The organism is Sorangium sp. So ce117, from assembly GCF_051524395.1.
GTDB lineage: Bacteria > Myxococcota_A > Polyangia > Polyangiales > Polyangiaceae > Sorangium > Sorangium cellulosum_B.
The window spans coordinates 2,437,368-2,462,284 of the sequence record NZ_CP150309.1 but is presented as its reverse complement, the minus strand read 5'-3'; the positions used below and the strand labels follow the sequence as shown (position 1 = coordinate 2,462,284).

The window sequence follows — 24,917 nt, the reverse complement described above, 5'->3', positions numbered from 1 at the left end:
GTGTAAGGCGGGCACGACGCTGCCATGAGCCAGCAGCACCGGCCAAGTTTTGCTCGGCGATCGCCGGCGCGGAGAGCGGGCCCGACGGCGCTCATCTCATCCTCACCACGACGCGCTCGGGGTGCGCGTCGTTGTCGAGGAAGATCACCGACGCGCTCGCCTTTCGCTGGGCGAGCTCGGTGAGCACCCGCGACGCCTGGGCGACCTTGTCCCGGTAGGGCGGCTGCCCGAGGTGGAGCGAGATCGCCTCCTTTCCGATGGTGACGACGATCGACCCGTCCCGCTCGACGTGGAGCTCCTGGGTCGGATAGCGGCGCGCGACGCCGGCGCGCTCCAGGTCCTCGACCACGTCGAGCAGGCGCCGGACCGCGATGACGACGCCGGGGCGATCCCGCGCCACCTGTTCGCCGGTGATCCCCGTGACGATCGGGAGGTCGACGGGGTCGTCCCCGGCGAGCTCCTTGAAGAGCTCGCCGTCGCGGGTCGCGAGGTAGAGATCGCCGCCGATGGCGACCAGGGCCTGCGCCTCCCGCTCGACGACGTCGACGTGGATCGTCGAGGGGAGCCTGCGCGTGACCGTCGCCTTCTCGATCCAGGGGTCGGTGGCGATCGAGGCGCCGGCGAGCTCGAGATCGAGCGTGAAGATGTTCTTGCCCACCTCGATGCCGCCGGAGCTGGCCACCTGCTCAGCGGTCCGGCGCTGGACGCCGTCGACGAGCACCGTGCGCACGGCGAAGCGAGGGCTCGACACGATGTAGCGGCGCGCGCCCCACGCGACGGCGGTGGAGGCGACGAGCACGACGGCGGCGCCCGCGAGCAGCTGCAGCGCGCGGAGGTGGCGCGCGATCGGCGGCCGAGGGCGCGCCGCCGGGGGCGCGCCGTCCTTCGCCGGCGGGCGCGGCGGGCGCACGGAGACGCTCGTCGCGGGCGGGGCCGGCGACTCGTGCGACGGCGGGGTCGACGCGCGCACGCGCTCGTTCTTCGGCGGCACCGCCGCCACGGGCTCGGGCTTCGAGCCGCGCGAGGCCGCCCGGACCGGCGGCGCCGCGGGCACCGACGGCAGCGAGCGGCGGCGGTTCGCCGGGGGCGCGCTGGGACGCTCGGTCATGAGCTGCCCTCCTGCGGCGGCGACTTCGCCTCGAGCCGCGCCTTGAGCCCCCGCACGCACGCGTTCACGTCGCCCGCGCCGAGCGCGATGACCACGTCGCCGGGCCGGGCGATCTTCTCGAGGGCCTCCGGGAGGTCGGCCTTGTCGGCGATGAAGCGCGCGTCGTGGTGGCCGTGCTCCCGGATCGACTGGACGAGGCGCTCCGCGGTGACGCCGGGGATCGGCGGCTCGCCCGCGGCGTAGATGTCCGTGACGAGCAGGACGTCGGCCTGGTTGAAGGCGCGCGTGAACTCGTCGAAGAGATCGCGCGTGCGGGTGTGCCGGTGCGGCTGGAAGGCCACGACGACGCGGTGATCCTCGCCGGGGAACGCCCGGCGGGCCGCGTCGATGGTGGCGCGGATCTCGGCCGGGTGGTGGCCGTAGTCGTCGATCATCGTGACGCCGCCGACCGACCCGACGACGGTGAAGCGGCGAGCGACGCCGCCGAACGTGGCCAGCGCCTGCTTGGTGACGTCGAGCGGCACCTCGAGCTCGTCCGCGACCGCGATCGTCGCGAGGCAGTTGAGGACGTTGTGCGCGCCCGGCATCTTCACCGTGAAGCCGCCGAGCGGCTCCCCCCGGCGGTACGCGTTGAAGCTCGTCTCGAGGCCGCGGAACTGGATGCCGCGCGCCGAGTAGTCCGACTGCGGCGAGACGCCGTACGTGACGTGGCGGCGCGGGATGCGCGGGAGCAGATCCTGGACGTGCGGGTGGTCGAGGCAGAGCACGGCGAGCCCGTAGAACGGGACGCGCGCGGCGAACTCGACGAAGGCGTCCTTGATGCGCTCGTGCGTGCCGTAGTGATCGAGGTGCTCGGGGTCGATGTTGGTGACCACCGCGATCGTCGGGGTGAGCCGCAGGAACGATCCGTCGCTCTCGTCGGCCTCGGCGACGAGCAGGTCACCGGCGCCGAGCCGCGCGTTCGTGCCGAGCGCCGCCATCTTGCCGCCGACGACGACGGTGGGATCGAGGCCGGCGGCGCGCAGGACCGTGGCGACCAGGGAGGTCGTGGTGGTCTTGCCGTGCGAGCCCGCGATCGCGACGCCGTACTTCACGCGCATCAGCTCGGCGAGCATCTCCGCGCGCCCGATCACCGGGGTGCCGAGCGCGCGCGCCTCGGTGAGCTCGGGGTTCTCGGGGCGGATGGCGCTCGAGTACACGACGACATCGACGCCGCGGACGTTCTCGGCGCGGTGGCCGATGTCGATCCGGACGCCGAGCGACGTGAGCCGCCGCGTCGTCGAGCTCTCCTTGAGATCCGAGCCGGAGACCTCGAACTCGAGCGAGCGCAGGATCTCGGCGAGGCCGCTCATCCCGACGCCCCCGATGCCGACGAAATGGACGTGGCGAACGCGACCGCGGAACATCAGCCTGCCTCCTCCCAGCCAAGGCCAGCGCCGAGCGGGGCCGCCTGGTTCGTCACGGCGCCGCGCTGCGCCTCGCCAGCGCGCGCCGCGCGCCCTCCGAGGGTGGGGAAGCGCAGCGCGCGGTGGCGCGGAGCCCGCGCGAGCTCGAGCAGATCGGCGGCGACGCGCGCCGCGGCGTCCCGCGTGGCGAAGGCCGCCGCCGCGTCCGCCATGCGGGCGCGGAGCGCCGGCGCGGCCGCGAGCCGGGCGATCTCGTCGGCGAGGCGCAGCTCGGTGGCGTCGCCCTGGGCGATCGCGACCGCGGCGGAGGCCCGCTCGAGGGACTGCGCGTTCCTCAGCTGGTGGTTGTCGGCCGCGAACGGGTACGGAATCAGGATTGAAGGGCGCCCGACAGCGCAGAGCTCGGCGAGCGTCGACGCGCCCGCGCGGGCGATCACGACGTCGGCCGCGGCGAGCGCCTCCGCCACGTCGTCGATGAACGGGACGACGCGCGCGCGCCCTGCCAGGCCGAGCTCGGCGTAGAGCGACCGGACCGCGGCCTCGCGATCCCTGCCCGTCTGGTGCACCACCTCGAGGTCGACGCCGCGCTCGCGGCCTCGCGCGATCGCGCGAGGGACGACGTCGTTCAGCGCCAGCGCGCCCTGGCTGCCGCCGAGGACCAGCAGGCGGAGCGCGCCTTCGCGCGGCGCGTACGGGGCGCGGGCGAAGGCGCGCCGGAGGGGGACGCCGAAGAGGCGCACGGCGCTCGGGCGCAGCGCGCGCGCCGTCTCCGGGAAGGCGACGTACGCGCGATCGACGATGGGCGCGAGCAGCCGGTTCGACAGCCCGAGGACGCTGTTCGGCTCCAGGATCGCGACCGGAACGCCGAGCGAGCGGGCCGCGAGGGAGACCGGTCCGCCGGCGTACCCGCCGAGCGAGAGCGCCACGCGGGCGTCGAGCCGCTCGACGAGCCGCCTCGCCTCCGGGAGGACGCTGCCCGCGCGGGCAGCGCCGCGCACGAAGCCGGAGAGGCCGCCCCCGCGGAGCGGCAGGACGTGGAGCAGCTCGAGGTTGTCGCCGCGCTCGCCCATCACGCGCACCTCGATGCCGCGCGCGGTGCCGACGTACACGACGCGGGCGTCGGGCGCCGCGGCGCGGACGGCGTCGCCCACGGCGATCATCGGGAAGACGTGGCCGCCGGTGCCGCCTCCGGCGATGAGCACGGTCACCATGCGCCGCCCTCCTCGGCCGAGGCGGCGACCACGGCCGAGGCGCTCGGCGCGTGCGGGACGGGCGAAGCGCCCGCCTCGCCGCGCTTCGCGGGGGCCACGACGGTCCTCGATCGGCTGATGCTGAGCAGGATGCCCGCGGCCGCGGCGTTCACGAGCAACGAGGAGCCGCCATAGCTGAGGAACGGCAGCGTGAGCCCCTTCGTGGGGAGGATCGCCATCGCGACGGCGAGGTTCGTCATCGCCTGCACCCCGAAGAGCGTCGCGATGCCGAACGCCATGAAGCTGCCGTAGTCGTCGGCCGCCTCGAGGGCGATCTTCACGCCCCGCGAGACGATGACGAGGTAGGCCGCGCACAGGCCGAGGATGCCGACGAAGCCGAGCTCTTCGCCGACGATCGCGGACACGAAATCGGTGTGCGCCTCCGGCAGGTAGAGCACCTGCAGCCCTCGCCCGAGGCCGAGGCCGAAGAGCCCGCCCGAGCCGAAGCTCATGACCGACTGGAACGGCTGGTAGGCGAGGTCCGCGCGGTTGTTGTCCATGTCGATCCACGCGAGGTAGCGCGCGTAGCGGTACCCGCTGAAGCGAACGAGCGCGGCGCCGGCGAACGCCAGCAGCATGGAGAACGCGGCGATGTACGGGACGCGCGCGCCCGCCACGAACAGCAGCGTGAAGGTCAGGAAGAGCAGCACGACCGCGCTGCCGAAGTCGGGCTGCTTGAGGCAGAGGAGCATCAAGAGCCCGACGACGAGGAGGTGCGGGAGGAAGCCGACGGAGAACGACTTGATGCGCTCAGCCTTCTTCGACAGCGAATAGGCGAGCCAGAGCACGATCCCGAGCTTCGCCACCTCGGCCGGCTGCACGTGGACAGGGCCGAGCGAGATCCAGCGGTAGGCGTTGCCGGCCTTGTGGCCGAGCCCCGCCACGCAGGCGACGAGCATCCCGGTGACGGTGATGAGCACCGGGTACGTGAGGACCTTGAGCCGACGGTGATCGATGCGGCTCGTGATCCACATCGTGGCGATCGAGAGGACCGCGTAGACCGCCTGACGCTTGAGGAAGAACTGCGCGTCCTTGTAGCGGACCGTCGCCTCGACGGCGCTCGCGCTGTAGACCATCACCACGCCGAAGCCGATGAGCGCCGTGACGACCGCCGCGAGGAGGGCGTCGACCGGCCCCGACGGGCTCGATCGCACCTTCCAGAAGGCCTCGGCGGCCGCCGCGATCCCGCCCGGCGCTGCCTTCTCCTGGTCCGGGGGACCGACGTGCCGGTTCTTGGGTGCGTCGGCGCGCGCGCCGAACGCGCTGCTCCACGACGTCACGACGCCACCTCCCCTGCGGCCCCGCCAGAAGCTCCCTGGAGCTCGCGGACCGCGCAGACGAAGGCGTCGCCGCGGTCCTTGTAGTCGCGGAACATATCGAAGCTGGAGCACGCGGGGCTGAGCAGCACCGCGTCGCCCGGCCGGGCGAGGGAGCGCGCGGCGACGACCGCCTCGGCCATCGAGCCCGCCCGCGCGATCGGCAGGACGCCGGCGGCCGCGGCGGCGATGCGGTCCGCGGCCTCGCCGAGGACGACGAGGGCGCGCCCCCGCTCGCGCAGCGCGGACACGAGCGGGGCGTAGTCGCCGAGCTTGTCGCGCCCGCCCGCGATCAAAACGGCCTTCGCCTCGATCAGGCCGGAGAGCGCGGCGACGGAGGCGCCGACGTTCGTCCCCTTCGAGTCGTCGTAATAGCGGACCCCATCGACGTCCGCGACGAGCGCGGTCCGGTGCGCGAGCCCCTCGAAGCTCGAGAGCGCGTCGCCGATCGCCGCCGCGGGGGCGCCAAGCGCGGCGGCGAGCGCGACGGAGGCGCAGGCGTTCGCGAGGTTGTGCGCGCCCGCGAGCCGCACGCGATCCAGCGGGTAGCGGGCGCCGGCGACGCGATCGACGATCGCGCCCCCCGCGGCGCTCACGTCCGCGCCGGCGTCGCGCGCGCTGAACGTCACGACGCGGGCGCGCCCGCGCGCCGCCTGTCGGGCGACGAGCTCGTCGCCGAAGGGGACGACCGCGACGTCGTCGGGCGTCATGCGCTCGAACGGGTTGCCCTTCGCGTCGGCGTACGCCGCGAAGCTCGCGTAGCGATCGAGGTGATCGTCCGTGATGTTCAGCAGCGCGTGGGCGCGCGCGTGCAGCGTCGGCACGCGCTCCGCCTGGAAGCTCGAGATCTCGAGGACGAGCACGTCCCACGTCTGGTCGACGACCTCGGCGAGGGGGGTCCCGAAGTTGCCGCCGACGAACGTGCGGAGGCCGGCCCGCTCGAGCATCGCGCCCGTGAGCGCCGTCGTCGTGCTCTTGCCGTTGGTCCCGCCGACGAGCACGACGGGCGCCGACACGAAGCGCGACGCGAGCTCGAGCTCGCCGATGACCTCGCGCCCGGAGCGAGCGACGGCGTCGAGCGCAGGAAACGACGGGACGCCCGGCGAGACGACCACGAGGTCGGCGCCGTCGAACAGCGCCGGATCGTGCCCTCCCGGCGCGAGGACGACGCCCTCGCCCTCGAGGGCCACGGCCGCGGCGGAGAGCCGCCCGCGCGGCGCGCCGTCGTTCGCGATCACGCGCGCGCCGCGCGCGTTCAGGAGGCGCGCGGCCGCGACGCCGCTCCGGCCGAGACCCACGACGATCACTGTTCGCCCGCGGACGTCCATCATGCCCTCACCGCAGCTTCATCGACGCCAGAGACACCAGCGCCAGGAGGATGGAGATGATCCAGAAGCGGACGATGATCTTGGGCTCCGCCCACCCCTTCTTCTCGTAGTGGTGGTGGATCGGCGCCATCAAGAAGACGCGCTTGCCGGTGAGCTTGAACGAGAGGACCTGCGTGATGACGCTGACCGTCTCGATGAAGAAGATCCCCCCGAGGATGATCGACAGGAGCTCGTTCTTGGTGAAGACGGCGAGCATCCCGAGCCCGCCTCCGAGGGCGAGCGACCCGACGTCCCCCATGAAGACCTGGGCGGGGTACGTGTTGTACCAAAGGAACCCGATCCCCGCGCCGATGACCGAGCCGCAGTACACCGACAGCTCGCCGGCCGACGCGATCGCCGGGATGTCGAGGTAGGTCGCGAGCGAGAAGCTCGCGATGGAGGCGCCGACGATGTACGCGAGGATGAGGTAGGTCCCCGCGTTGATGATCACCGGGCCGATCGCGAGGCCGTCGAGGCCGTCGGTGAGGTTCACGGCGTTCGACGTGGCGACCACGACGAAGACGGCGAACGGGATGTAGACGTAGAGCGGCAGCTCGATCGGGTACTTCGAGAACGCGACGAACGGGATCGCGAGCCGCGTCCTGATATCCGCCCAGTCCGGCGGGAGCTTGGACGCGAGCAGGAACGTGTAGGCCACGGCCGCGCCGCCGATGAGCACCTGGCCGATGAGCTTGTAGCGCCCGGGCAGGCCGCCGCTGTTCCGCCGCTTGATCTTGAGGAAGTCGTCCAGGTAGCCGATGACGCCGTAGCCCGCGGTGACGGCCGTCGTCGCGAGGACGAAGGGGTTCCTGAGGTCGGCCCACAGCACGGTGGGGAGCAGCAGGGAGAGCAGGATGAGCGCGCCGCCCATCGTCGGCGTGCCCGCCTTGATCTTGTGCGTCTCCGGCCCCTCGGCGCGGACCACCTGCCCGATCTGCTTGCGCCGGAGCTCGCGGATGAACCACGGCGCGAGCACGAACGTCAGCACCATGGCGGTGATCGTCGCCATGATCGTGCGGAACGGGATGTAGCGGAGGACGTTGAGCCAGCTCAGCCAGCCGTAGTGGAACTTGAGCGGGTAGAAGAGCTCGTAAATCACCCCGCACCTCCGTGCGACGGCCGCTCGCCGAGGGCGCGCGCGCGCCGCGCGGCGAGCGCGCGCCGCGCCTCGTCGCGATCGTCGAACGGCAGCGTGACGCCGCCGATGATCTGGTACGGCTCGTGGCCCTTGCCGGCGATGAGGACCACGTCCCCCGGCTCGGCGTCGAGCACCGCGCGCTCGATCGCGCGCGCCCGATCGAGCTCGACGACGACGCGCGCGCGCCCGGCGGCGAGCCCCGGCAGGATGGCGTCGGCGATCGCGCGCGGGTCCTCGCTCCGCGGGTTGTCGTTGGTGACGACGGCGACGTCGGCGGCGCGGCCGACCGCCTCGCCCATCTGCGGCCGCTTCAGCGGATCGCGGTCGCCGCCGCACCCGAAGACGCAGAGGACGCGCCCGCCGCCGAGGGCGCGCACGCTCGCGAGCACGCGGGCGAGCGCGTCCGGCGTGTGCGCGTAGTCGACGAGCACGATCACATCGTCGGCGCCGGGGGTGTCACAGCGCTCCAGGCGGCCCGCGACCTGGATCGGAGACGAGAGCGCCGCGGCGGCGTCACCGACGTCGAACCCGAGCAGGTAGGCCACGGCGAGGGCGGCGAGCAGGTTCGACGCGTTGTGCGCGCCGAGCAGGTGGGAGCGGATGGTGACCTCGCCGGCAGGCGTGCGGGCGCGGATGAACGTGCCGCTCGCGCTGTGCGCGAGCTCGACGGGGGCGATCTCCGCGTCGTCCGGGCCCACGCCCACCTCCGCCGAGTAGCGCGCGAGCGTCGCCGCCGTCGGGCGCGAGAGCCCGCCGGGGGCGAGCATCTCGACGAGCTGCCGCCCGAAGGGATCGTCGACGTTGATGACCGCGGCGCCGGGGCCGAGATCCACGAACAGGCGCGCCTTCGCCGCCGCGTACGCCTCCATCGTGCCGTGGTAGTCGAGGTGATCCTGCGTGAGGTTCGTGAAGACGGCGATCCGGAACCGGACCGCGTCGACGCGCTTCGCCGCGAGCGCGATCGACGACACCTCCATCACGAGGTGCGTCGCGCCGCGGGCGACCATCGCGGCGGCGACGCGGGCGAGCTCGTCCGCCTCGGGGCTCGTGTGCGAGGCGTGGACATCGAGATCGCCGAAGCGGTAGCCGAGCGTCCCGACGATCCCGGCCTGGCCACCGCACCGATCGATGCAGGCCTGGACGAGGTGGGCCGTCGTCGTCTTGCCGTTCGTACCGGTGATGCCGACGACCTCGAGCGTGAAGGTCGGGTGTCCGTAGACCACGGCGGCAGCCTGGGCGAGCGCGAGCGGCACGTCGGGGACCTCGACGCGCGCGGCGCCGAGCGTGTCGGCCGCGCTCCCGCGGGCGACGATCACCGCCCGCGCGCCGCGCGCCACGGCCTCGGGGATGAAGCGCTCGCCGTGAGCGCGCGCGCCCGCGCGCGCGACGAAGATGTCCCCCTGCCCCACCTTGCGCGAGTCGAGGTGCACGCCCGTGACGACCATGTCCTCGGCGCCCGCCGGAGAGAGCGCGGCGCCCGGGATCTCGAGCAGCACGTCGCCGAGGCGGAGCGCGAGCTCGACCTCGGCCAGGCTGGCTTCCTTGTGATCGTGCTCCGTCATGTGGGGGGCTCGAAGATGAGCTTCAGGGGCGCTCCCTTGGGCAGCACGGTCCCGGGCGGAGGCTCCTGGCGCGCGAGCCGCCCCGTGCCCTCGACGCTCGGATCGAGCCCGAGCGCGGCGGCGCTCTTCACGGCCTCGCGCTGCGGCAGCCCCGTCAGATCGGGGACGCGCAGCTCCCCCGCCTTGAGCGGCGCGGACGGCGTGACCACCCCCGTCGAGATCGGCGCGGCCGCGGCGCGCGCCTCGCTCAGCACCTGGTAGGTGCTCGCCGCGAGGTCCTCCCCGGCCTGCTCGCTGATCTCCGACAGCTTCATCGGCACGCTCCCGCGAGGGGTAACGCCCAGGTAGCGCAGCGCCATCTCACCGATCCGACGGAAGACGGGCGCCGCGACCGAGCCGCCGGCGTACGTGCCGCCCATCGGCTCATCGAGCACCACCGCGATGGCGATCCGAGGCCGCTCGGCCGGGACGAACCCGACGAACGACGCCACGTAGTGGGTGTCGGTGTACTTGCCCGTCGCGGGATCGATCTTCTGCGCGGTGGCCGTCTTCCCCGCGACGCGGAACCCCGGGATCGCGGCCTCGACGCCGGTCCCGTCCCCCTCCGTCACCGCGACGAGCATCTCCGACATCATCCGCGCGATCGGCGCCGGCACCGCGTCGCGGCGCACGCGCGGCGACGGCTCCGACAGCGTGACGCCCGTGCCGTCGGTGACCCGCTTGATCAAGATCGGCTCGAGCAGCCGCCCGTGGTTGGCGACCGCGGCCGTGGCCATCGCCAGCTGGAGCGTGGTCACGCTGATCCCCTGCCCGAACGAGGCCGCCGCCGTCTCGACCTGGACCCACGGGCGACCGCGCGGCCGCAGCACGCCCACGGACTCGCCCGGCAGCGGCACGCCGGTCAGGTCCCCGAAGCCGAACCGCCGGAAGCCCTCGTAGAGCCGCTGCTCGCCGAGCCCGAGCGCGATCTTCGCCGTGCCGATGTTGGACGACTGGGCGAGGATCTGCGGCACCGTCAGCCACTTGTGAATGTGCGTGTCGTGGATCACGACGTTGTCGATCGCCATGTTCCCCTCCTCGCAGTAGATGGTCGCGCTGGGGGAGACGCTCTTCGCGGCGATCGCGCTCGCGATGGCGAACACCTTCATCGTGGAGCCGGGCTCGAAGCGATCGACGACGCAGCGGTTGCGCCGCGACCCCGGATCGCTCTGCGAGTAGTCGTTCGGGTTGAAGCCCGGAGCGCTCGCCATGGCGAGGATCTCGCCGCTCTCCGGATCGACGACCACGATCGATCCGCCGAGCGCCTCGTAGGTCTTCATCGCCGCCTCGAGCTCGCGCTCGGCGGTGAACTGGATGCCCTTGTCGATCGTCAGGTGGACGTTGTGCCCGGCGAGCGCCTGCTCGTCCTCGATCCCCTCGGAGAAGATGAGCCGGCCCGAGCGATCGCGGAGCCCGCGCACCTCGGAGGCGTTGCCGCGGAGCTCGTGCTCCAGGCTGAGCTCGATCCCCTCCTTGCCCTCGCCGTCGGTGGCGACGAAGCCGAGCAGCGGGCCGGCGAGCTCTCGGTTCGGGTAGAAGCGGCGCCCCTCGCCCTCGATCACGAGCCCGCGCACCGGGTAGCGCTGCGTCCTGTCCCCGAGCGCGCGGACGTTCTCGACCTCCTGCTCGGAGATGCGGCGCTTGAGCCAGGCGAAGCGGCGCCGCCGGCCGAGCTTCTCCACGACCTCCTCGATCGGCAGCGAGAGCGCCTGCGCGATGCGCTCGGCGTACTGCTGGATCCGCATCGGGACGTACTTCTCCTCGATGCCGCGGAGCATCTCGACCGCGTCCACGGAGACGCTGGGCACCTCCACGCTCTCCGCGAGCGGCGCGCCGTTCCGGTCGTAGATGGTGCCGCGCTTCGGCGTGATATGGAGCCGCCGCTGGCGCTGCCGCTCGGCGAGGTCGTACCACGCGTCCCCGTCCTCGACCTCGATGCGGTAGGCGCCGGACACGACGCCGCCCAGGCCGAGCGCCATGAGGCCGCAGAGCAGCCCCATGCGGATGCGGATCCACCGCGCGCGCCGGGGATCGAGGTTCTTCACGGCCGCCCTCCGCTCGGCGGCGCGCTGCCGGACTCCTCGCCTTCGGGCTCTCGCTCGCCGGGCGGCGCCGAGTAGCCCCGCACCGGGATCACGCGCTCGGACGGGGGCGGCGTCATGCCGAGCAGCGAACGGGCGACCATCTCCACGCGCTGCGGCGTCTCGTAGCTGGCCGCCTCGAGCGAGAGCACCCGCTTGACCTCACGCAGCCGCGCCTGCTCGGCGCGCGCCCGCCCGAGCTTGTAGCCCAGGTCGACCGTGCGCCCGCGCAGCGCGAGGTGCACGACGAAGGCCGCCACCGTCGCGGCCACCGCGAGCGTCCACAGCATGAGGAACGGACGCTGCTGCGTCACGCGAGCGCCTCCGCACCGCCCACGCGCCGCGCGGCGCGGAGCTTTGCGCTGCGGGCCCTCGGGTTGCCTTCGACCTCGTCATCGCCCGCGGTCACCGGCTTCTTCGTCAGCGGCTCCCAGACCTCCGGCTCGCGAAGCGCGCGCTTGACGATGCGGTCCTCGAGCGAGTGGAACGAGATCACGGCGAGCACGCCGCCCGGCGCGATGATCCTGGGCGCCGCCTCGAGCAGCGCCTCGAGCTGATCGAGCTCTCCGTTCACCGCGATGCGCAGCGCCTGGAACGTGCGCGTCGCCGGATCGACGCCGCCGATGCGCGCCGGCCCGACGGCGCGCACCACGGCGCGCCGCAGGTCGAGCGTCGTCACGAGCTCGCCGCTGTCGGCCGCCTGCTTGATGCAGCGCGCGACCCTCCGGCTGCGGCGCTCCTCGCCGTAGCGGTAGATGAGATCCGCGAGCTCCTCGTCGCTGAGCCGCTCGATGAGCTCGAGCGCCGTCTCTCCGCGGCTCGGGTCCATCCGCATGTCGAGCGGCCCCTCCGCGCGGAAGCTCATGCCGCGGCCCGGATCGTCGAGCTGCATGGAGCTCACGCCGATGTCGGCCAGGAGGCCGTCCACCTGCGGGACGCCGAGGGCCGCGAGGTGCCGCTCGATCTCGGAGAACTCGCCGTGAACGTAAGTCACCCGATCCCCCGCGCGGGCGAGCCTGGCGCGCGCGATGGCGAGGGCGCGCTCGTCGCGATCGATCCCGATGACCCGGGCGCCCGGCGTCTCGAGGATCGTCGCGGTGTGGCCGCCGGCGCCGAGCGTGGCGTCGACGTAGACACCCGCGCTGACCGGCGAGAGCGCGGCGAGCACCTCGCGGCCGAGGACGGAGACGTGCTGCTCGCCGCGCGGGCGCGGCGGCGGAGGAGGCAGGTGCATGGGGACTACATTGACGACGTTCATAGGCGGAACTGCTCCGCGATTGCGTTCTTGAAGCTCTGAAGCTCGACCTCGCTCATCTGCTGAGCGGCCTTCCACCGTTCCTGCGACCAGAGCTCGATCGTCTGGCCCATGCCCGCCCACAGCACGTCCTTCGTGAGGTCCGCGTGCTCGCGGAGGGACGGCGGGATGAGGATCCGGCCCTGTTTGTCAAGGTCACACTCGACGGCCGCGGACAGGTAACGGCGCCGGAATGCGACCACGTTCGAATCAAATTGCGGAAGTGCTGCAATTTTCGCCTCCAGCTCTTCCCAGGCCTTCATCGGATACGCGTGCAGGCAGGGGTCGAAGAGGGCCGGGGTGATGACCATCCGCAGGTCGTTCGCGGCCGCGAGCACGTCGCGAAAGCGCGAAGGAAGGCTCGTGCGCCCCTTCGCGTCGATCGCGTGCTCGAAGTGACCGCGAAACATCGTGCTCATCGACCCCAGCTCCGGCTGGTCCGTCCCGCCGAGGGGTTGGCGACGCGTTGCTCCAACGGGCGCACGCCGCGTCGTGACATTCTCTGCCACTTCTTCCCACGAAGCTCCGCCACGCTACGGAGTGAGGTGCCGAGTGTCAACAGTTTGGGAGATTTCTGGACCTCATCCGCCGCCTATGTAGGACATAAACCCTCAAGGTCGTACCCCACAAAACAGCGCGATTTATCGATAAATGGCCCTCGGGCAGGGCCGTGGGAGGAAGTGGGGAGCCGCTCGGAGGTGGGCTGGAACGCGTCGGGCGGACGCTGGCAAGACAGAAAGCAAGCAAGACGGATCGCCGCCCTGAGCACATCGATTCGCGGTCGGGCGAACGGGTGCGTAGCCGGGTTACCGGGCGGGCTCAGCGAGCCTGTGGCTGAGGTGAAACCGGGCGGGGAAGGCGCGCGGTGGGGGAGAGTGGGGACGCGCGCCGCGGTGGGGGAGAGTGGGGAGGCGCCCCGCGGCGGCGGTCAGCTGTGGGGGGTCACGTTGGTCTGGACCCACTCCACGATGCTCTTCAGGGTGGTCCCGGGGGTGAAGACGCCCTTCACGCCGGCGTTCTGGAGCCGCGCGATGTCCTCGTCCGGGATGATGCCCCCACCGAACACCACGATGTCCTCGGCCCCGCGGCTCCGGAGCGCTTCGATGACCGCGGGGAAGAGGGTGTTGTGCGCTCCGGACATGATCGACAGCCCCACGGCGTCGACGTCCTCCTGCACAGCGGCCGAGGCGATCATGTCGGGGGTCTGGTGCAGGCCCGTGTAGACCACCTCGAAGCCCGCATCGCGGAGTGCCCTGGCGACCACCTTGGCGCCGCGGTCGTGGCCGTCTAGGCCGGGCTTCGCCACGAGGATTCGGACTTTGCGCTCTGCCATGAGCGCGTCGATTACCGCCTGCCTGGGCAGACGTAAAGCGAAGCGCCCGATCGAGCGGCCTTCGCTCCGCAGGGGTGCATCCTTGCTGAGCAGCGGGCTTACTGCGCGGCGAAGACGAACGGAATCGTCACGGAGGTGGAACCCGAGGAAGGCGGGAACCGCCAGGACTTGATCCGGGAGGCGATGCAGCTCGACAGGCCGGGGTAATCCTTCTCCGACCCGCCGGCCGAGACCGACTGGACGGCGCCCGACGCAGCGATGACCACCGAAGCGGAGACCCTGGCGGTGCTGGCCGCGTTGCTGGCGCGCGCGTCGAGGGCGGGCTGCCAGCAGTGGCGGCGGACGCTGGGGCGGTTCGACTCGACGACGCCGGAGATCTCCCCTTGGGAAAGCGGGGTCAAACCGGCGCCGGCCCCCTGGCTGCCCGGCCCTGACGAGGGGCCGGCGACCCCAGCGCCGAACCCGGACCGGTCGAGCTGAGCAGAGGCCGGTGGAGCGACCGGCTTGTCCGGCAGAGGGCGCTGGCTCGCGACGCCGCCCGCCTTACCCGTCGAAGCGACCTCTGGCCGGGCGGAAGCCGTCTCGGCCGGCGCAGGTGCGTCCGGCTCGACGCTCGGCGGCGGCGGCGGGGCCGCCGTGGGCAGATCAGCCGGCTGGCTCTGCGGCGGGGGGGCCGTCACGACCTGCGCGGGCTGCTGCGGCTTCGGGGAGAGCAGGACGAACGCGGAGACGCCACCGAACGCCGCCGCCATGGCGATGAAGGCGTATGCGAGCGGGCTCATGCCCGATCGCCGCCTTGGCGCGACCGTCTCCACCAGGCTGCCTGGCGTGCCCACCAGAGGTGCGGGCTCCGCGGCGGAGATGGCCCCTGCCGCGGCGGGTGAGCCCCCCGCGGTCAGCCTTCCGCCTGCTGGCGCCGTCGCAGAGCGGGCTACCCCAGCGGCCAGGCCACCCGCGGGCGCCGCCGCAGAGAGCGACCCGCCCGCAGCCAGGCCGCCGGCCCCACGGCCGAGCTCGGTCGAGGCGGACGCGACCTGCTCGGGTCCGGGCGCGAACGCGACGGGGACCGTCCGATCGGCCGCGAAGGGATCGGCGAGCATCTCCACGGGCGCAGCGCCCGCGGCGTGGGTCCGCCCGGCGCCTGCCGGCGCTCCTGGCCATGCGGCCGGCGCGCTCGCTGCTGGCGCAACCGGGGTGACGCGCGCAACGGACGCAACGGACGTAGCCGATGCGACCGGCGCGGGCAGCGGGGCCGACACAGCGGGCGTGCCCGCCGCCGTGAAGGCGGCGACCGCCGGGGCCTGCTCGTTCAGGCCAGGAGGCTCCGGCTCGCGCGTCGCCGTGCGCGCGGGCGCGGCCCCCCCGAGCGCAGGGATCCTCGACGAGGAGGGCGCCTTCGCCGACGACGCCTGCGACTGACCGACAGAGGAGCCCGTGGTGCTGATGCGGCGCGTGGGCGGGGACAGGCGGGTGGACTGAGCCTGCGTGACGATCTCGAGCAGCTCCGGGAAGTTCTTGAGGGGCTGCCACTCATCGAAGCCTTCGCGCCAGACGAGCGACTCGCCGTCCACCGCGCCGGCAAGCGCCTTGTCGCGAATGACCGAGAGGCGCACCGGGCCGAGCGGGACGCCGCCGACCCCGACGTACCAGTCCTCGCTCGCCGTGGCGCGCACGGCCGGCGCCTTCCCGAGCGGGCGGTCATTGGACATCGCGCGCGTGAACGCGCCGGCGGCCCCCGCCGGCGGCGTGGGCTCCGCCGCCCTGGCGGCAGGCGCAGGGGAACGAGCCGGCGCCGCGGGCGCCGGCTGGACAGCCCGGGCTGCCGGGGAGGCCTGCGGTGCGGTCGCGGGACGCGGGCTCGACGCCGGTCCGGGGACGGCACGCGGCGCGACCGGAGGTCGAGGAGCGCCCGCCGGCCGCGGCAGGGCCTGGGATGCCGGTCGGGGCGGCGCAGGCGCGGCGCCGTGGCCCAGGGACGAAGCCAGCGGCGGCTTCAACGGGCTCGCCGCGCCGTGCGCCGCCGGCGCCTCGTCGCTCGGAGGGGCGACGTGCGCATCGTCGCCCGCCTCGCGCGGCGGCTCGACCGGGAGAGCACGCGCCACGGAGCTCTCGGTGACGCTCGCGCTGACCTGGATGAGGTGCCCGCATCGCCGGCACTGCATCCGCACCATCTTGCCGGCGACCTTCTCGTCACCGATCTGGTACTTGGCCTTGCAGTTATCGCAGATGAATTTCATCCAAGGACGCGCCTGCCGGTGGAATGGCGCAGTCTACGACAGCTTGGCCCCAGACGACATGGGGTAGGCGGTCAGAGTAGCCCGAGCAAGTGCTCCTTGATCGATTGCCGCGTCGGGTCATCGGGGGCGACGCCCAGCGCGCGCTCCCAGGTCTCGATGGCTTTGTTGCGGAACCCGGCCTTCTGATAGAGCACGGCGAGGTTCTTCAGCGCGGGGAAGTGCTTGCCGTTGATGTGCAGCGCCGTCTCCAGCTCCTGGATGGCGTCGTAGAGCTGCCCCTGCTTGCCGTAGAGCAGGCCGAGGTGGAAGTGCAGCCGGTACGCGAGCGGGTCGATCGCCGTGCCCTCGCGCAGGTGCCGCACGGCCTTGTCGAAATCGCCCGCGCGATACGCCGCGATCCCCGCGGCGAGGAGGCGCTCCGCCTCCGCCGAGATCCGGTCCTGATCGCCGCGGATCGAGCGCGCCTGGAGCGCGTTCTCCACGGCGGCGACGACGTCGGCGACGCGGAAGGGCTTCTCGATGTAGGCCTCCACGCCGTAGCTCGACTTCAGGTCCTCCGCGAACCGCCACCCGCGGTAGACGGCCGAGATCATGATGATCGGGATGTGGCCGTAGCGCTGGGTGCCCTTCATGCGGCGGGCGATGTCGAAGCCGTGCACCTCCGGCAGCATGGCGTCGAGGATCATCACGTCGGGCGGATTCTCCTTGACCATGCGCAGCGCGAGGAGCCCGCGATCGGCCTCCTCCACGCGGTACCCGCGCTCCTCGAAGATGCGACGGAGCAGCTTCCGGATCTCCGGCTCGTCGTCGACGACCAGGATCGTCGTCTGATCGCCCTGCGGCGCCTTGCTTGCGCCCGGGAGCGACTCGACGACGGAGAGATCGCGGTCTGCGGTGCCGAAATCCGTGTCCGTGAGCTCGTCGGCCGCCGCCGCCCTCCGCATGGCGTCGTCGACGACGAGCGGCGGCCCCGCCGAGGAGAGGCGGGCCGGCGACGCGGCAGCAGGCGGGCTCGGATCGTCGGTGAGATCGGCGAACGAGATCTCCGCGTCGTCGCGCGGGCGCTCCGGCGCGGGCCGCGGCGGCGGCGGGGCGGCGCTGGGAGCGGACGCCGCAGGGGCCTGGGCCACAGGGGCCTGGGCCACCGTCGCCGGGGGCACGGCGGACGCGGGCCGGCGCGGCGCGGGCTGCGCAGGGGCTGGCGGGGGCGCAGGCGGCGCCTCGGAGGCGGACGACGCCGTGGCGCCGAGCCCGGCCCGCTTCAGCACCTCGGGCGGGCACTTGGCGCCCACGTAGAACGGCTCGCCCTGCTCCTTCATGTCGTAGGCGGCCGCGATGGTCCGCACGAGGGGGCCCGCGAGCGCGATGTACGGGAAGACGCGCTTGCCGGTCACGAACTCGAGCTCGTCGATCACCTTCTTGTCGGCGGGCGCGGCCATGGCCACGAGGATGCGATCCTCGCGCACGAGCACGGGAAGGAGCTTGTGCTTGGCGGCGATCTCGCGGGGGAGGATGGAGAGGTCGCTCAGCTTGATGCAGACCTGGTTGAGATCGATGCCAGGAACGCCGCTCTGCTCGGAGAGGGCCTTCAGCGCAGCGACCTCGGAGACGGTGCCGCTCTCGATGAGGTTCGTGGCGAGGGGCACCCCCTTCGCGCGCGCATCGAGGAGCGCCTGTTCGAGCTGGGGCTGGGTGACCGCCCGTTGCTGCAGGAGGATGCGTCCGAGCGGCTTCTTGTTGGCGTCTTGCGTCATTCCGCGGGCCGAGTTCGAAGGCTAATGGACGTGGAATGCGCGGGCAAGCACGCGACCCGCGCGCGAAGGCGGCCATCCGACCGACACGACCGGCTCGGGCTCGTGCGCCGACGGCTCGGGCATACGGCCGGGTCGAGCGCGGCCAGGACGCCGCCCCATGCGCGCGGATCCAAGCGCGCGTCCCGACGCCAGAGGCGAGAGCTCACCATCCGCCCATGTTACTCCGGAACCCTCCGGGCAGCGCAGGCGATGCGCCGGCGGCGCGACGGCGCCCGCTGCGCCCGCTCCGCGAACGCATCGAAGAGGCCATGGCGACGATGTAGGGTCACTCGGTCTTACTCGGTCGCGCCGACCGTCTCGTTCGCATCGTTTGCATTACCGGCGTCGCTCGCGCCGAGCCACGCGCGAGCGAACGCCGCGTACCTCCCCTCGGCGATCGCCGCGCGCGCTTCTCGCATCAGGCGGCCATAGAGGTGGAGGTTGTGCTCCGTCAGCAGGCGCAGCACCAGGATCTCGCCGGCCATGAAGAGGTGCCTCAGGTACGCGCGGCTGTATCCACCGGCGCAGGTCGGGCAAGCGCAGGTCGGATCGAGCGGCGAACGATCTTCTTTGTAGCGGGCCTGCTTGATGACGATCTTGCCGTGCTGCGTGAGCGCCTGCCCGTTCCGCGCGTTCCGGGTGGGGAGCACGCAGTCGAACATGTCGACCCCGGCGCCGATGGCGTGCACGAGATCGATCGGCGTCCCCACGCCCATGAGGTAGCGGGGGCGCGTCGGGTCGAGGTGCGGCCCTATCTGGGCGACGACCTCGTGCATCATCGCGATCGGCTCGCCCACGGAGAAGCCGCCCAGGGCGAGCCCGTCGAACGGCAAGGCACCGAGCTCATCGGCGTGCGCCATGCGCAGCGCGACCGAGGTGCCGCCCTGCACGATGCCGAAGAGCGCCTGGCTCGGGCGCTTCGCGGCGAGGCAGCGCTTCCCCCAGCGCGTCGTCAGGCGGCACGCCTCCTCGACCTCTGGGCGCGGCGCGCCGCCCGGCGGGCACACGTCGAGCTGCATCGCGATGTCGGCCCCGAGCAGCCCCTGCACCTCCATCGCGACCTCGGGCGTGAGCGCCTTGCGGGCGCCGTCGAGGTGCGATCGGAACACGAAGCCGTCCTCGACGAGGGTGCGCCGCTCGGCCAGCGAGAAGGCCTGGAAGCCCCCGGAGTCCGTGAGCATCGCGTGCGGCCAGCGGGTGAACGCGTGCAGACCGCCGAGCTGCGCGACGAGCTCGGGGCCAGGGCGGAGCCACAGGTGGTAGGTGTTGCCGAGGACGATCCTCGCGCCGGTCGCGGCCACCTCGGCGGGGGTCAACGTCTTCACGCTGCCCTGGGTGCCGACCGGCATGAACGTCGGGGTCAGCACGTCGCCGTGCGGCGTGGAGAGCACGCCCGTCCGGGCATGCCCGTCCCTCGCGAGCTCGGAGAAGGAGAAGCCAGGCGTCCGGCTCATGGCGCGTCCACCCCACGGATCAACATGGCGTCACCATACGAGTAGAAGCGGTAGCCGGCGTCGATCGCCGCGCGGTACGCGAGGAGCGTGCGCTCGCGGCCGGCGAAGGCGAACACCAGCGCGAGCAGCGTCGAGCGCGGCAGGTGGAAGTTGGTCAGCAGGGCGTCGGCGACACGGAACCGATAGCCCGGCTGGATGAGGAGGCGCGTCTCCCCGGACTGCGCCCGCACGAGGCCTTCGCGGGCCGGATCGGCGGCCGACTCCAGCGCGCGAACCACGGTGGTGCCGATCGCGATCACCGGCGCGCCGCGCTCGCGCGCCCCCGCGATCGCGCCCGCGGTCGCGTCCGGGATCGAGTAGACCTCCGCGTGCATCGGGTGCAGGTCGAGATCGTCGACCGTGACCGGCTGGAAGGTGCCGAGGCCGACGTGAAGCGTGACGCTCGCGATCTCGACCCCGTTCGCGCGGAGCCGCTCGACGAGGCCGGGAGAGAGGTGGAGGCCCGCCGTGGGCGCTGCGACCGCTCCTGGGACCCGGGCGAAGATGGTCTGGTACCGCTCGCGATCGGACGCGTCGTCGCCGCGACCGAGGTAGGGCGGGAGCGGGACGTGCCCGTACGCGTCGATCGCAGCGGCGACGGACAGCCCCGCGGGCGAGGAGAGCTGCACCGTGAGCACGCCGTCCTCGGCGCGCTCCAGCACCTCCGCGACCAGCGCGCCGTCGCGCTCGATATCGAGCACCGATCCCGGGCGTATCGGCTTGGAGGCGCGCCCCATCGCCCGCCAGTGCTCGGACCGCGGCGCGCTCTCCTGGGGCCCACCGCCGAGGTCCTCCGCGCCGGCCGGCGCCCCGTCCACCCGGTGCAGCAGGAAGAGCTCGACCTGCCCGCCTGTGCCGCGCTTCCTCCCGAACAGACGAGCGGGGACGACCTTCGTGTCGTTGACGATGACGAGCGCGTCGCGCTCGATGTACCGGTCGAGATCGCGGATCGCCGCGTGCTCCACCTCGCCCGCCCTGCGGCCGCGATCGACGAGGAGGAGCCTCGCTCCGTCGCGCTCCTCGGGGGGCCGCGAAGCGATCAGCGCTTCAGGGAGTTCGTAGTCGAGCAGCTCGCAGCGCACGCCGCGCTACTAGCACGACGCGGGCGTGAGCACGTTCGTCTTGGCGCGGAGGAAGCGACAGATCTCGCCCACCTGGTAAGGCTTGGGGACGAAGGCCACCGCGCCGCAGTCGGCGCGCTCGACCTGGCGCGCGGAGAGGTGATACGCGCTGGAGAGCACGACCCGCACCCTCGGGAACGCATGCCGGATGTGCCGCGCGAGATCGAGGCCGTTCAGGTCCGGCATCATCAGATCGATCATCGCCACATCGATCGGGGACGAGCCGAGGGTGAGCAGCGCATCCTGGAACGAGGCGGCGAACACGACCTCGAACCCCTCGACGCTTAGCCCTGCCGAAAGAGCGCGACGCTGGGAATTCTCACCGTCCACGATCAGCATGCGGGCCATTAAGCGTCCTCCTGCGGCGATCGCCGCCATCCAATACGCCTACCTGTCTAGCAATCACCGGGCCAAGTTCCCGAATCGACGCGTTGCAGTTGCCGACGCTAAAGTGAAACAGAAGAGCACAGTCTACATCAGGCGCCTCATTGCACTAAGGCAAATCCCGACGCTGCATCATTGCAAAGATGCAATCTCGCGTAGGCTAGCTCCCTTGATTTACGGCTGAGTCAGGTGGTTTGCTCGGATCGAGCGGCCGCATCCATACGACCCGAACGGAGGAATGCAGGCTGAGCTCGATGGGCAGCAGGTCGAGGTGCAAGGGGAGCATGGCCCGTCGAGCGCGGTCCGCCTGAGGTCGCTGTGTGCCGTGGGAGCGAGCTGTTGAGCCCGGCCGGTGGGCGATGGAAGGCGCTCGCCGGACCGGCGCCGCTTCAGCCCGGGGGATACGTGATCGCCAGGCGGGTCATCTTGCGCCACAGCGTGGTCGCGCTGATCCCGAGCACCTCGGCGGCGCGCTCCCGGCTGCCGTCGCACTCCCGCAGCGCGGCCTCGATCGCCTGGCGCTCGGCGCAGTCGACGACGTCGGCGAGCAGCCTGCCGCCGGCCTCGGGCGCGCGCTTCGGCTGCACCGCGGCGGGCAGCACGTCGTCGACGCTGATGACGCCGCCGCCCGAGAGGGCCACCGCTTGCTCCACCATGTTCTCGAGCTCGCGGATGTTGCCGGGGAAGTCGTACTGCGTCATCGCCTCGACGACGCCGTCGGCGGCGCGGGCGCGGCAGCTCATCTTGCGGTTGTACTTCTCCAGGAAAAACTCCCAGAGGATCGGGATGTCCTCGCGACGCGAGCGGAGCGGCGGGAGCACGAAGCGCGCGACGTTCAGCCGGTAGTAGAGGTCCTGACGGAACCGCTTCTCCGACACCGCGGTCAGGAGCTCCTGGTTCGTCGCGGCGATGATGCGCACGTCGATGTTGATGGGTTTGTTCTCGCCTACCCTGCGGATCTCGTTCTCCTGGATCGCGCGGAGCAGCTTCGCCTGGAAGGTGAGCGGGGTCTCGGCGATCTCGTCGAAGAAGAACGTGCCCCCGTCGGCCTCCTCGAACAGCCCTTTCCTCGCCGAGATCGCGCCCGTGAACGAGCCTCGCGCGTGGCCGAACAGCTCGCTCTCGAGGAGCGTCTCGCTGATGGCGGCGCAGTTCACCGGCACGAACGGGCGGTCTGCGCGCTTGCTGTTGGCGTGGATGGCCTTGGCGACGAGCTCCTTGCCGGTGCCGCTCTCGCCGGTGATGAGCACCGTCGCGTCGGTCGGCGCGACCTTGACGATCCGGCCGAGCACCTCGCGGACCGCCTGCGAGCGGCCGACGATGTTCTCGAACCGGTAGCGCTCCTTGAACTCACTGGCGAGCAGCTGCACCTCGCCGGTGAGCTTCCGGTTCTGGATCGCGCGCTCGACCTTCACGAGGAGCTCCTGCTCCGAGAACGGCTTCTGGATGTAGTCGAACGCGCCGAGCCGCATCGCCTCCACCGCGCTCTCGATGGTGCCGTACGCGGTCATCACGATGACCTCCGTGTTCGCGTTCGACTCCTTCACCGCGCGCAGGACGCCGATCCCGTCGAAGCCGCCCATCCGGAGGTCGGTGAGCACGACGTCGTACGCCCCCTTGGCGCCCAGATCGGCGCCCTGGCTGCCGTCCGCGGCTTCATCGACCTCGTACCCGGCGCCACGCAGCATCATCGCGAGCGTGGTCCGCATGTTCCGCTGGTCATCGACGACAAGAATCTTCGACATGGATTTCCCCCGCCGCGCTCATCCTCCTCCGGGAAACGAGCGCGGCGCGACGATCACGACCGACGTGCCGCGCTGGCGCGTAAGCGCGCGAGCACGGTCGTCCGCGGCGCCTTGGACATGCGTCCAGAGCATCGTACGTCAAGCACGACCTCCGCCGCCAGAGGTGCACGGGGGACGCTCCCTGCGCGAGGGACGGCCCTCACCCTACCCTACTCGCGGATCTGCTGGGCAAGGTAGGCGGTCTCGCCGAGCTTCTCGATCAACCCGATTTGCGTCTCGAGCCAGTCGATGTGCTCCTCCTCGGACTCGAGGATCTTGGCCAGGAGATCCTCGCTGGTGCGATCCCCCTTGTCGCGGCAGAGGGCGATCGCCGTGTTGAGCCGCTTGACCGCGTGGTACTCGAGATCGAGGTCGCTCTTGAGCTGCTCCGGCACGCTCTGCCCGATGTGCAGGGTGTCCAGGCGCTGCAGGTTGGGCAGCCCATCGAGGAAGAGGATGCGATCGATGATCGCATCGGCGTGCTTCATCTCGTCGATCGACTCGGCGCGCCCGTGCGCAGCGAGCGTGACGAAGCCCCAGTGCGAACACATCTTCGCGTGCAGAAAATACTGGTTGATCGCAACGAGCTCTCCGGCAAGCACCTCGTTCAACGCATCAACGATGTCTTTTGCACCCTTCATCGGACCCCTCTCGCGCTCATGCCTGTCGTGCGGACCCCGCCCCTGTCAGGCGGGGGACGCTGGCTAGGACGCCAGCGCCCCGCACAAATGCGCGAGGTCCGTGGAGGTGCGCAAGAAGTTTCTAAGGAAATAGGTGCCACCGCCGTCGTTTCCGACGGAAACCAGGGCATTGAGGCTGTTGCCGGTCAATCCGGAGGATCAAGCTGCGCTGGAGACCGGCGCCATCACCAGGCGACGCGGCGTCGAGGCGCCATCGCGCTCGCCGACAAGCTCGGCGATCGTCGACCGACAGGAGCCACAGCGCGTACCGGCGCCCGTGCACTCCATGACCTGCGAAACAGAGCAGGCGCCCTCGCTCATCGCTTCACGAATCTCTCGATCACAGACGCCCATGCAGAGGCAGACGTACATGCAGACCCCCGGCTACGTAACGGGTTGGATTGATATTGAACATAGCTTTCAATATCGGAGCGTCAAGGGGAATGTCGCCTGGGCGGATCGCCGCCTTGGCTCGTGGTCCGAGATCCCCTTGGATCGAGCCAGCAGCGCTCGATCGAACGCGCCGAGCTGCGCTCGGTCGGTCGAGCGCCACAGGGACGTCGAAGGAAGAGGGATGGGGCAGGGATGCAGCCGGTCAGACCGGCGGAAGACGACGCCGCGCGAGCGCGGGCTAGCGGCGAGGCGGCGAGGCGCGAGCGCACGCCCACCGCGGAGCGGTCGGCCGCGTGCCGGCGTCACATCGTGAGGCCGCCGTCGACGTCGATGCAGCGACCGTTGAAGTACTCGCACTCGATCACGAAGCGCACGGCCTGCCAGATGTCCTCGGGCACGCCGATGCGGCCCACAGGGATCATGGCGACCAAGGCGTCGCGCGCCTTCTGGTGCATGCCCTGCGTCATGGGCGTCTCGATCATGCCGGGCGCAACGGCGCCGACGCGGATGCCGAACGGCGCGAACTCGAGCGCCCAGGTCTTCGTGTTCGCCGCGAGCGCGCTCTTCGCAGCGGTGTAGCTCGACTGGCCGCGGTTGCCGTGGCGCGCGATGGAGCTGATGTTGACGATGACGCCCTTCTGCTCGGTCTCGATCATCTTCGCGACGACCTCGCGGACCATGAGCGTGGCCCCCGTCAGGTTGACGTCGATGACGGCCTGCCACTGCGCCGCGCTCAGCTTGACGACCGCGCCCGTCTGGCGGTCCTTCTTGACGAGCAGGCCGTCCCGCAGGATGCCCGCGTTGTTCACGAGGCCGTTCAGGCCGCCCATCGCCTCGTGCGCGAAGCGGACGAACGCCTCCACCTCGGCCTCCACCGCCACGTTGACCGCCCGCGCGTGGACCTTGCCGGCGAGCCCCTTGCTCGCCTCGACGAGCGACGCGAGCCCCTCCTCGTTCATGTCGCCGGCGGCGACCTGGCCCCCGAGCTCCGCGAGCCGCAGCGCATAGTGGCGACCCAGCCCCTGGGCAGCACCTGTGACGACGAACTTCGTGTCCTCGAGTCGCATGATCGCACTCCTCCAGGGATCGCTCCCGATCTCCGTGTCGAACGCGCCGTCTACCACGACACCACCGCGAG

The 24,917-nt window shown here is 71.7% G+C and carries 21 protein-coding genes; all 21 read right to left on the bottom strand.

Features of this window, described 5'->3' with window-relative positions; translation table 11 throughout:
• Positions 1 to 91: 91 nt before the first annotated feature.
• The gene (locus tag WMF46_RS09200; protein WP_437985276.1) at positions 92 to 1,108 is read right to left on the bottom strand and encodes an FtsQ-type POTRA domain-containing protein; all 1,017 of its coding nucleotides are present in this window, start codon (positions 1,106 to 1,108) and stop codon (positions 92 to 94) included.
• The gene (gene murC / locus WMF46_RS09195; protein ID WP_437985275.1) at positions 1,105 to 2,514 is read right to left on the bottom strand and encodes a UDP-N-acetylmuramate--L-alanine ligase; all 1,410 of its coding nucleotides are present in this window, start codon (positions 2,512 to 2,514) and stop codon (positions 1,105 to 1,107) included. Before murC ends, WMF46_RS09200 begins: the two co-directional genes overlap by 4 nt.
• Positions 2,514 to 3,725 (bottom strand): undecaprenyldiphospho-muramoylpentapeptide beta-N-acetylglucosaminyltransferase, encoded by a 1,212-nt coding sequence (murG, locus tag WMF46_RS09190; protein WP_437985274.1) that lies wholly within the window; start codon positions 3,723 to 3,725, stop codon positions 2,514 to 2,516. The genes murC and murG overlap by 1 nt, the downstream gene beginning before the upstream one ends.
• On the bottom strand, positions 3,719 to 5,044 hold the full coding sequence (ftsW, locus tag WMF46_RS09185) for a putative lipid II flippase FtsW (RefSeq protein WP_437985273.1): 1,326 nt from the start codon (positions 5,042 to 5,044) through the stop codon (positions 3,719 to 3,721). Before ftsW ends, murG begins: the two co-directional genes overlap by 7 nt.
• Positions 5,041 to 6,411, bottom strand: coding sequence for a UDP-N-acetylmuramoyl-L-alanine--D-glutamate ligase (gene murD, locus WMF46_RS09180; RefSeq protein WP_437985272.1), 1,371 nt, complete (start codon positions 6,409 to 6,411; stop codon positions 5,041 to 5,043). The genes ftsW and murD overlap by 4 nt, the downstream gene beginning before the upstream one ends.
• A 4-nt stretch (positions 6,412 to 6,415) precedes the next feature.
• Positions 6,416 to 7,546 (bottom strand): phospho-N-acetylmuramoyl-pentapeptide-transferase, encoded by a 1,131-nt coding sequence (mraY, locus tag WMF46_RS09175; RefSeq protein WP_437551129.1) that lies wholly within the window; start codon positions 7,544 to 7,546, stop codon positions 6,416 to 6,418.
• Positions 7,543 to 9,147 (bottom strand): UDP-N-acetylmuramoyl-L-alanyl-D-glutamate--2,6-diaminopimelate ligase, encoded by a 1,605-nt coding sequence (locus tag WMF46_RS09170; RefSeq protein WP_437985271.1) that lies wholly within the window; start codon positions 9,145 to 9,147, stop codon positions 7,543 to 7,545. Before WMF46_RS09170 ends, mraY begins: the two co-directional genes overlap by 4 nt.
• Complete coding sequence (locus WMF46_RS09165; protein ID WP_437908085.1) at positions 9,144 to 11,231, bottom strand: penicillin-binding protein; 2,088 nt, start codon at positions 11,229 to 11,231, stop codon at positions 9,144 to 9,146. Before WMF46_RS09165 ends, WMF46_RS09170 begins: the two co-directional genes overlap by 4 nt.
• Positions 11,228 to 11,581 (bottom strand): hypothetical protein, encoded by a 354-nt coding sequence (locus tag WMF46_RS09160; protein WP_437985270.1) that lies wholly within the window; start codon positions 11,579 to 11,581, stop codon positions 11,228 to 11,230. Before WMF46_RS09160 ends, WMF46_RS09165 begins: the two co-directional genes overlap by 4 nt.
• Positions 11,578 to 12,501 carry a 16S rRNA (cytosine(1402)-N(4))-methyltransferase RsmH gene (rsmH, locus tag WMF46_RS09155; RefSeq protein ID WP_437987873.1) on the bottom strand — a complete coding sequence of 308 codons (924 nt, stop codon included), beginning with the start codon at positions 12,499 to 12,501 and terminating at the stop codon, positions 11,578 to 11,580. Before rsmH ends, WMF46_RS09160 begins: the two co-directional genes overlap by 4 nt.
• Positions 12,502 to 12,521: 20 nt before the next feature.
• Positions 12,522 to 12,980, bottom strand: coding sequence for a division/cell wall cluster transcriptional repressor MraZ (gene mraZ / locus WMF46_RS09150; RefSeq protein ID WP_012234291.1), 459 nt, complete (start codon positions 12,978 to 12,980; stop codon positions 12,522 to 12,524).
• Positions 12,981 to 13,489: 509 nt separating this feature from the next.
• On the bottom strand, positions 13,490 to 13,894 hold the full coding sequence (locus WMF46_RS09145; RefSeq protein ID WP_012234290.1) for a cobalamin B12-binding domain-containing protein: 405 nt from the start codon (positions 13,892 to 13,894) through the stop codon (positions 13,490 to 13,492).
• Positions 13,895 to 13,992: 98 nt separating this feature from the next.
• Positions 13,993 to 16,131: a GYF domain-containing protein gene (locus tag WMF46_RS09140; protein WP_437985269.1), complete on the bottom strand. Its 2,139-nt coding sequence runs from the start codon at positions 16,129 to 16,131 to the stop codon at positions 13,993 to 13,995.
• Between the two features lie 71 nt (positions 16,132 to 16,202).
• The gene (locus WMF46_RS09135; protein ID WP_437985268.1) at positions 16,203 to 17,885 is read right to left on the bottom strand and encodes a response regulator; all 1,683 of its coding nucleotides are present in this window, start codon (positions 17,883 to 17,885) and stop codon (positions 16,203 to 16,205) included.
• A 335-nt stretch (positions 17,886 to 18,220) separates the two neighbouring features.
• Positions 18,221 to 19,378: a tRNA guanosine(34) transglycosylase Tgt gene (tgt, locus tag WMF46_RS09130; protein WP_437985267.1), complete on the bottom strand. Its 1,158-nt coding sequence runs from the start codon at positions 19,376 to 19,378 to the stop codon at positions 18,221 to 18,223.
• Positions 19,375 to 20,499: a tRNA preQ1(34) S-adenosylmethionine ribosyltransferase-isomerase QueA gene (gene queA, locus WMF46_RS09125; RefSeq protein ID WP_437985266.1), complete on the bottom strand. Its 1,125-nt coding sequence runs from the start codon at positions 20,497 to 20,499 to the stop codon at positions 19,375 to 19,377. Before queA ends, tgt begins: the two co-directional genes overlap by 4 nt.
• Before the next feature lie 9 nt (positions 20,500 to 20,508).
• Entirely contained in the window at positions 20,509 to 20,916 is a 408-nt protein-coding gene (locus tag WMF46_RS09120; protein ID WP_437298706.1) for a response regulator, read from the bottom strand.
• 395 nt (positions 20,917 to 21,311) lie between these two features.
• Positions 21,312 to 22,667, bottom strand: coding sequence for a sigma-54-dependent transcriptional regulator (locus tag WMF46_RS09115; protein ID WP_437985265.1), 1,356 nt, complete (start codon positions 22,665 to 22,667; stop codon positions 21,312 to 21,314).
• Positions 22,668 to 22,876: 209 nt separating this feature from the next.
• Positions 22,877 to 23,347 (bottom strand): bacterioferritin, encoded by a 471-nt coding sequence (bfr, locus tag WMF46_RS09110; RefSeq protein ID WP_437908078.1) that lies wholly within the window; start codon positions 23,345 to 23,347, stop codon positions 22,877 to 22,879.
• Positions 23,348 to 23,545: 198 nt separating this feature from the next.
• A complete protein-coding gene (locus tag WMF46_RS09105; protein WP_437328430.1) occupies positions 23,546 to 23,758 on the bottom strand; it encodes a (2Fe-2S)-binding protein in 213 nt (70 codons plus the stop codon).
• Between the two features lie 323 nt (positions 23,759 to 24,081).
• The gene (locus WMF46_RS09100) at positions 24,082 to 24,846 is read right to left on the bottom strand and encodes an SDR family oxidoreductase (protein WP_012234280.1); all 765 of its coding nucleotides are present in this window, start codon (positions 24,844 to 24,846) and stop codon (positions 24,082 to 24,084) included.
• Between the last annotated feature and the right edge of the window lie 71 nt (positions 24,847 to 24,917).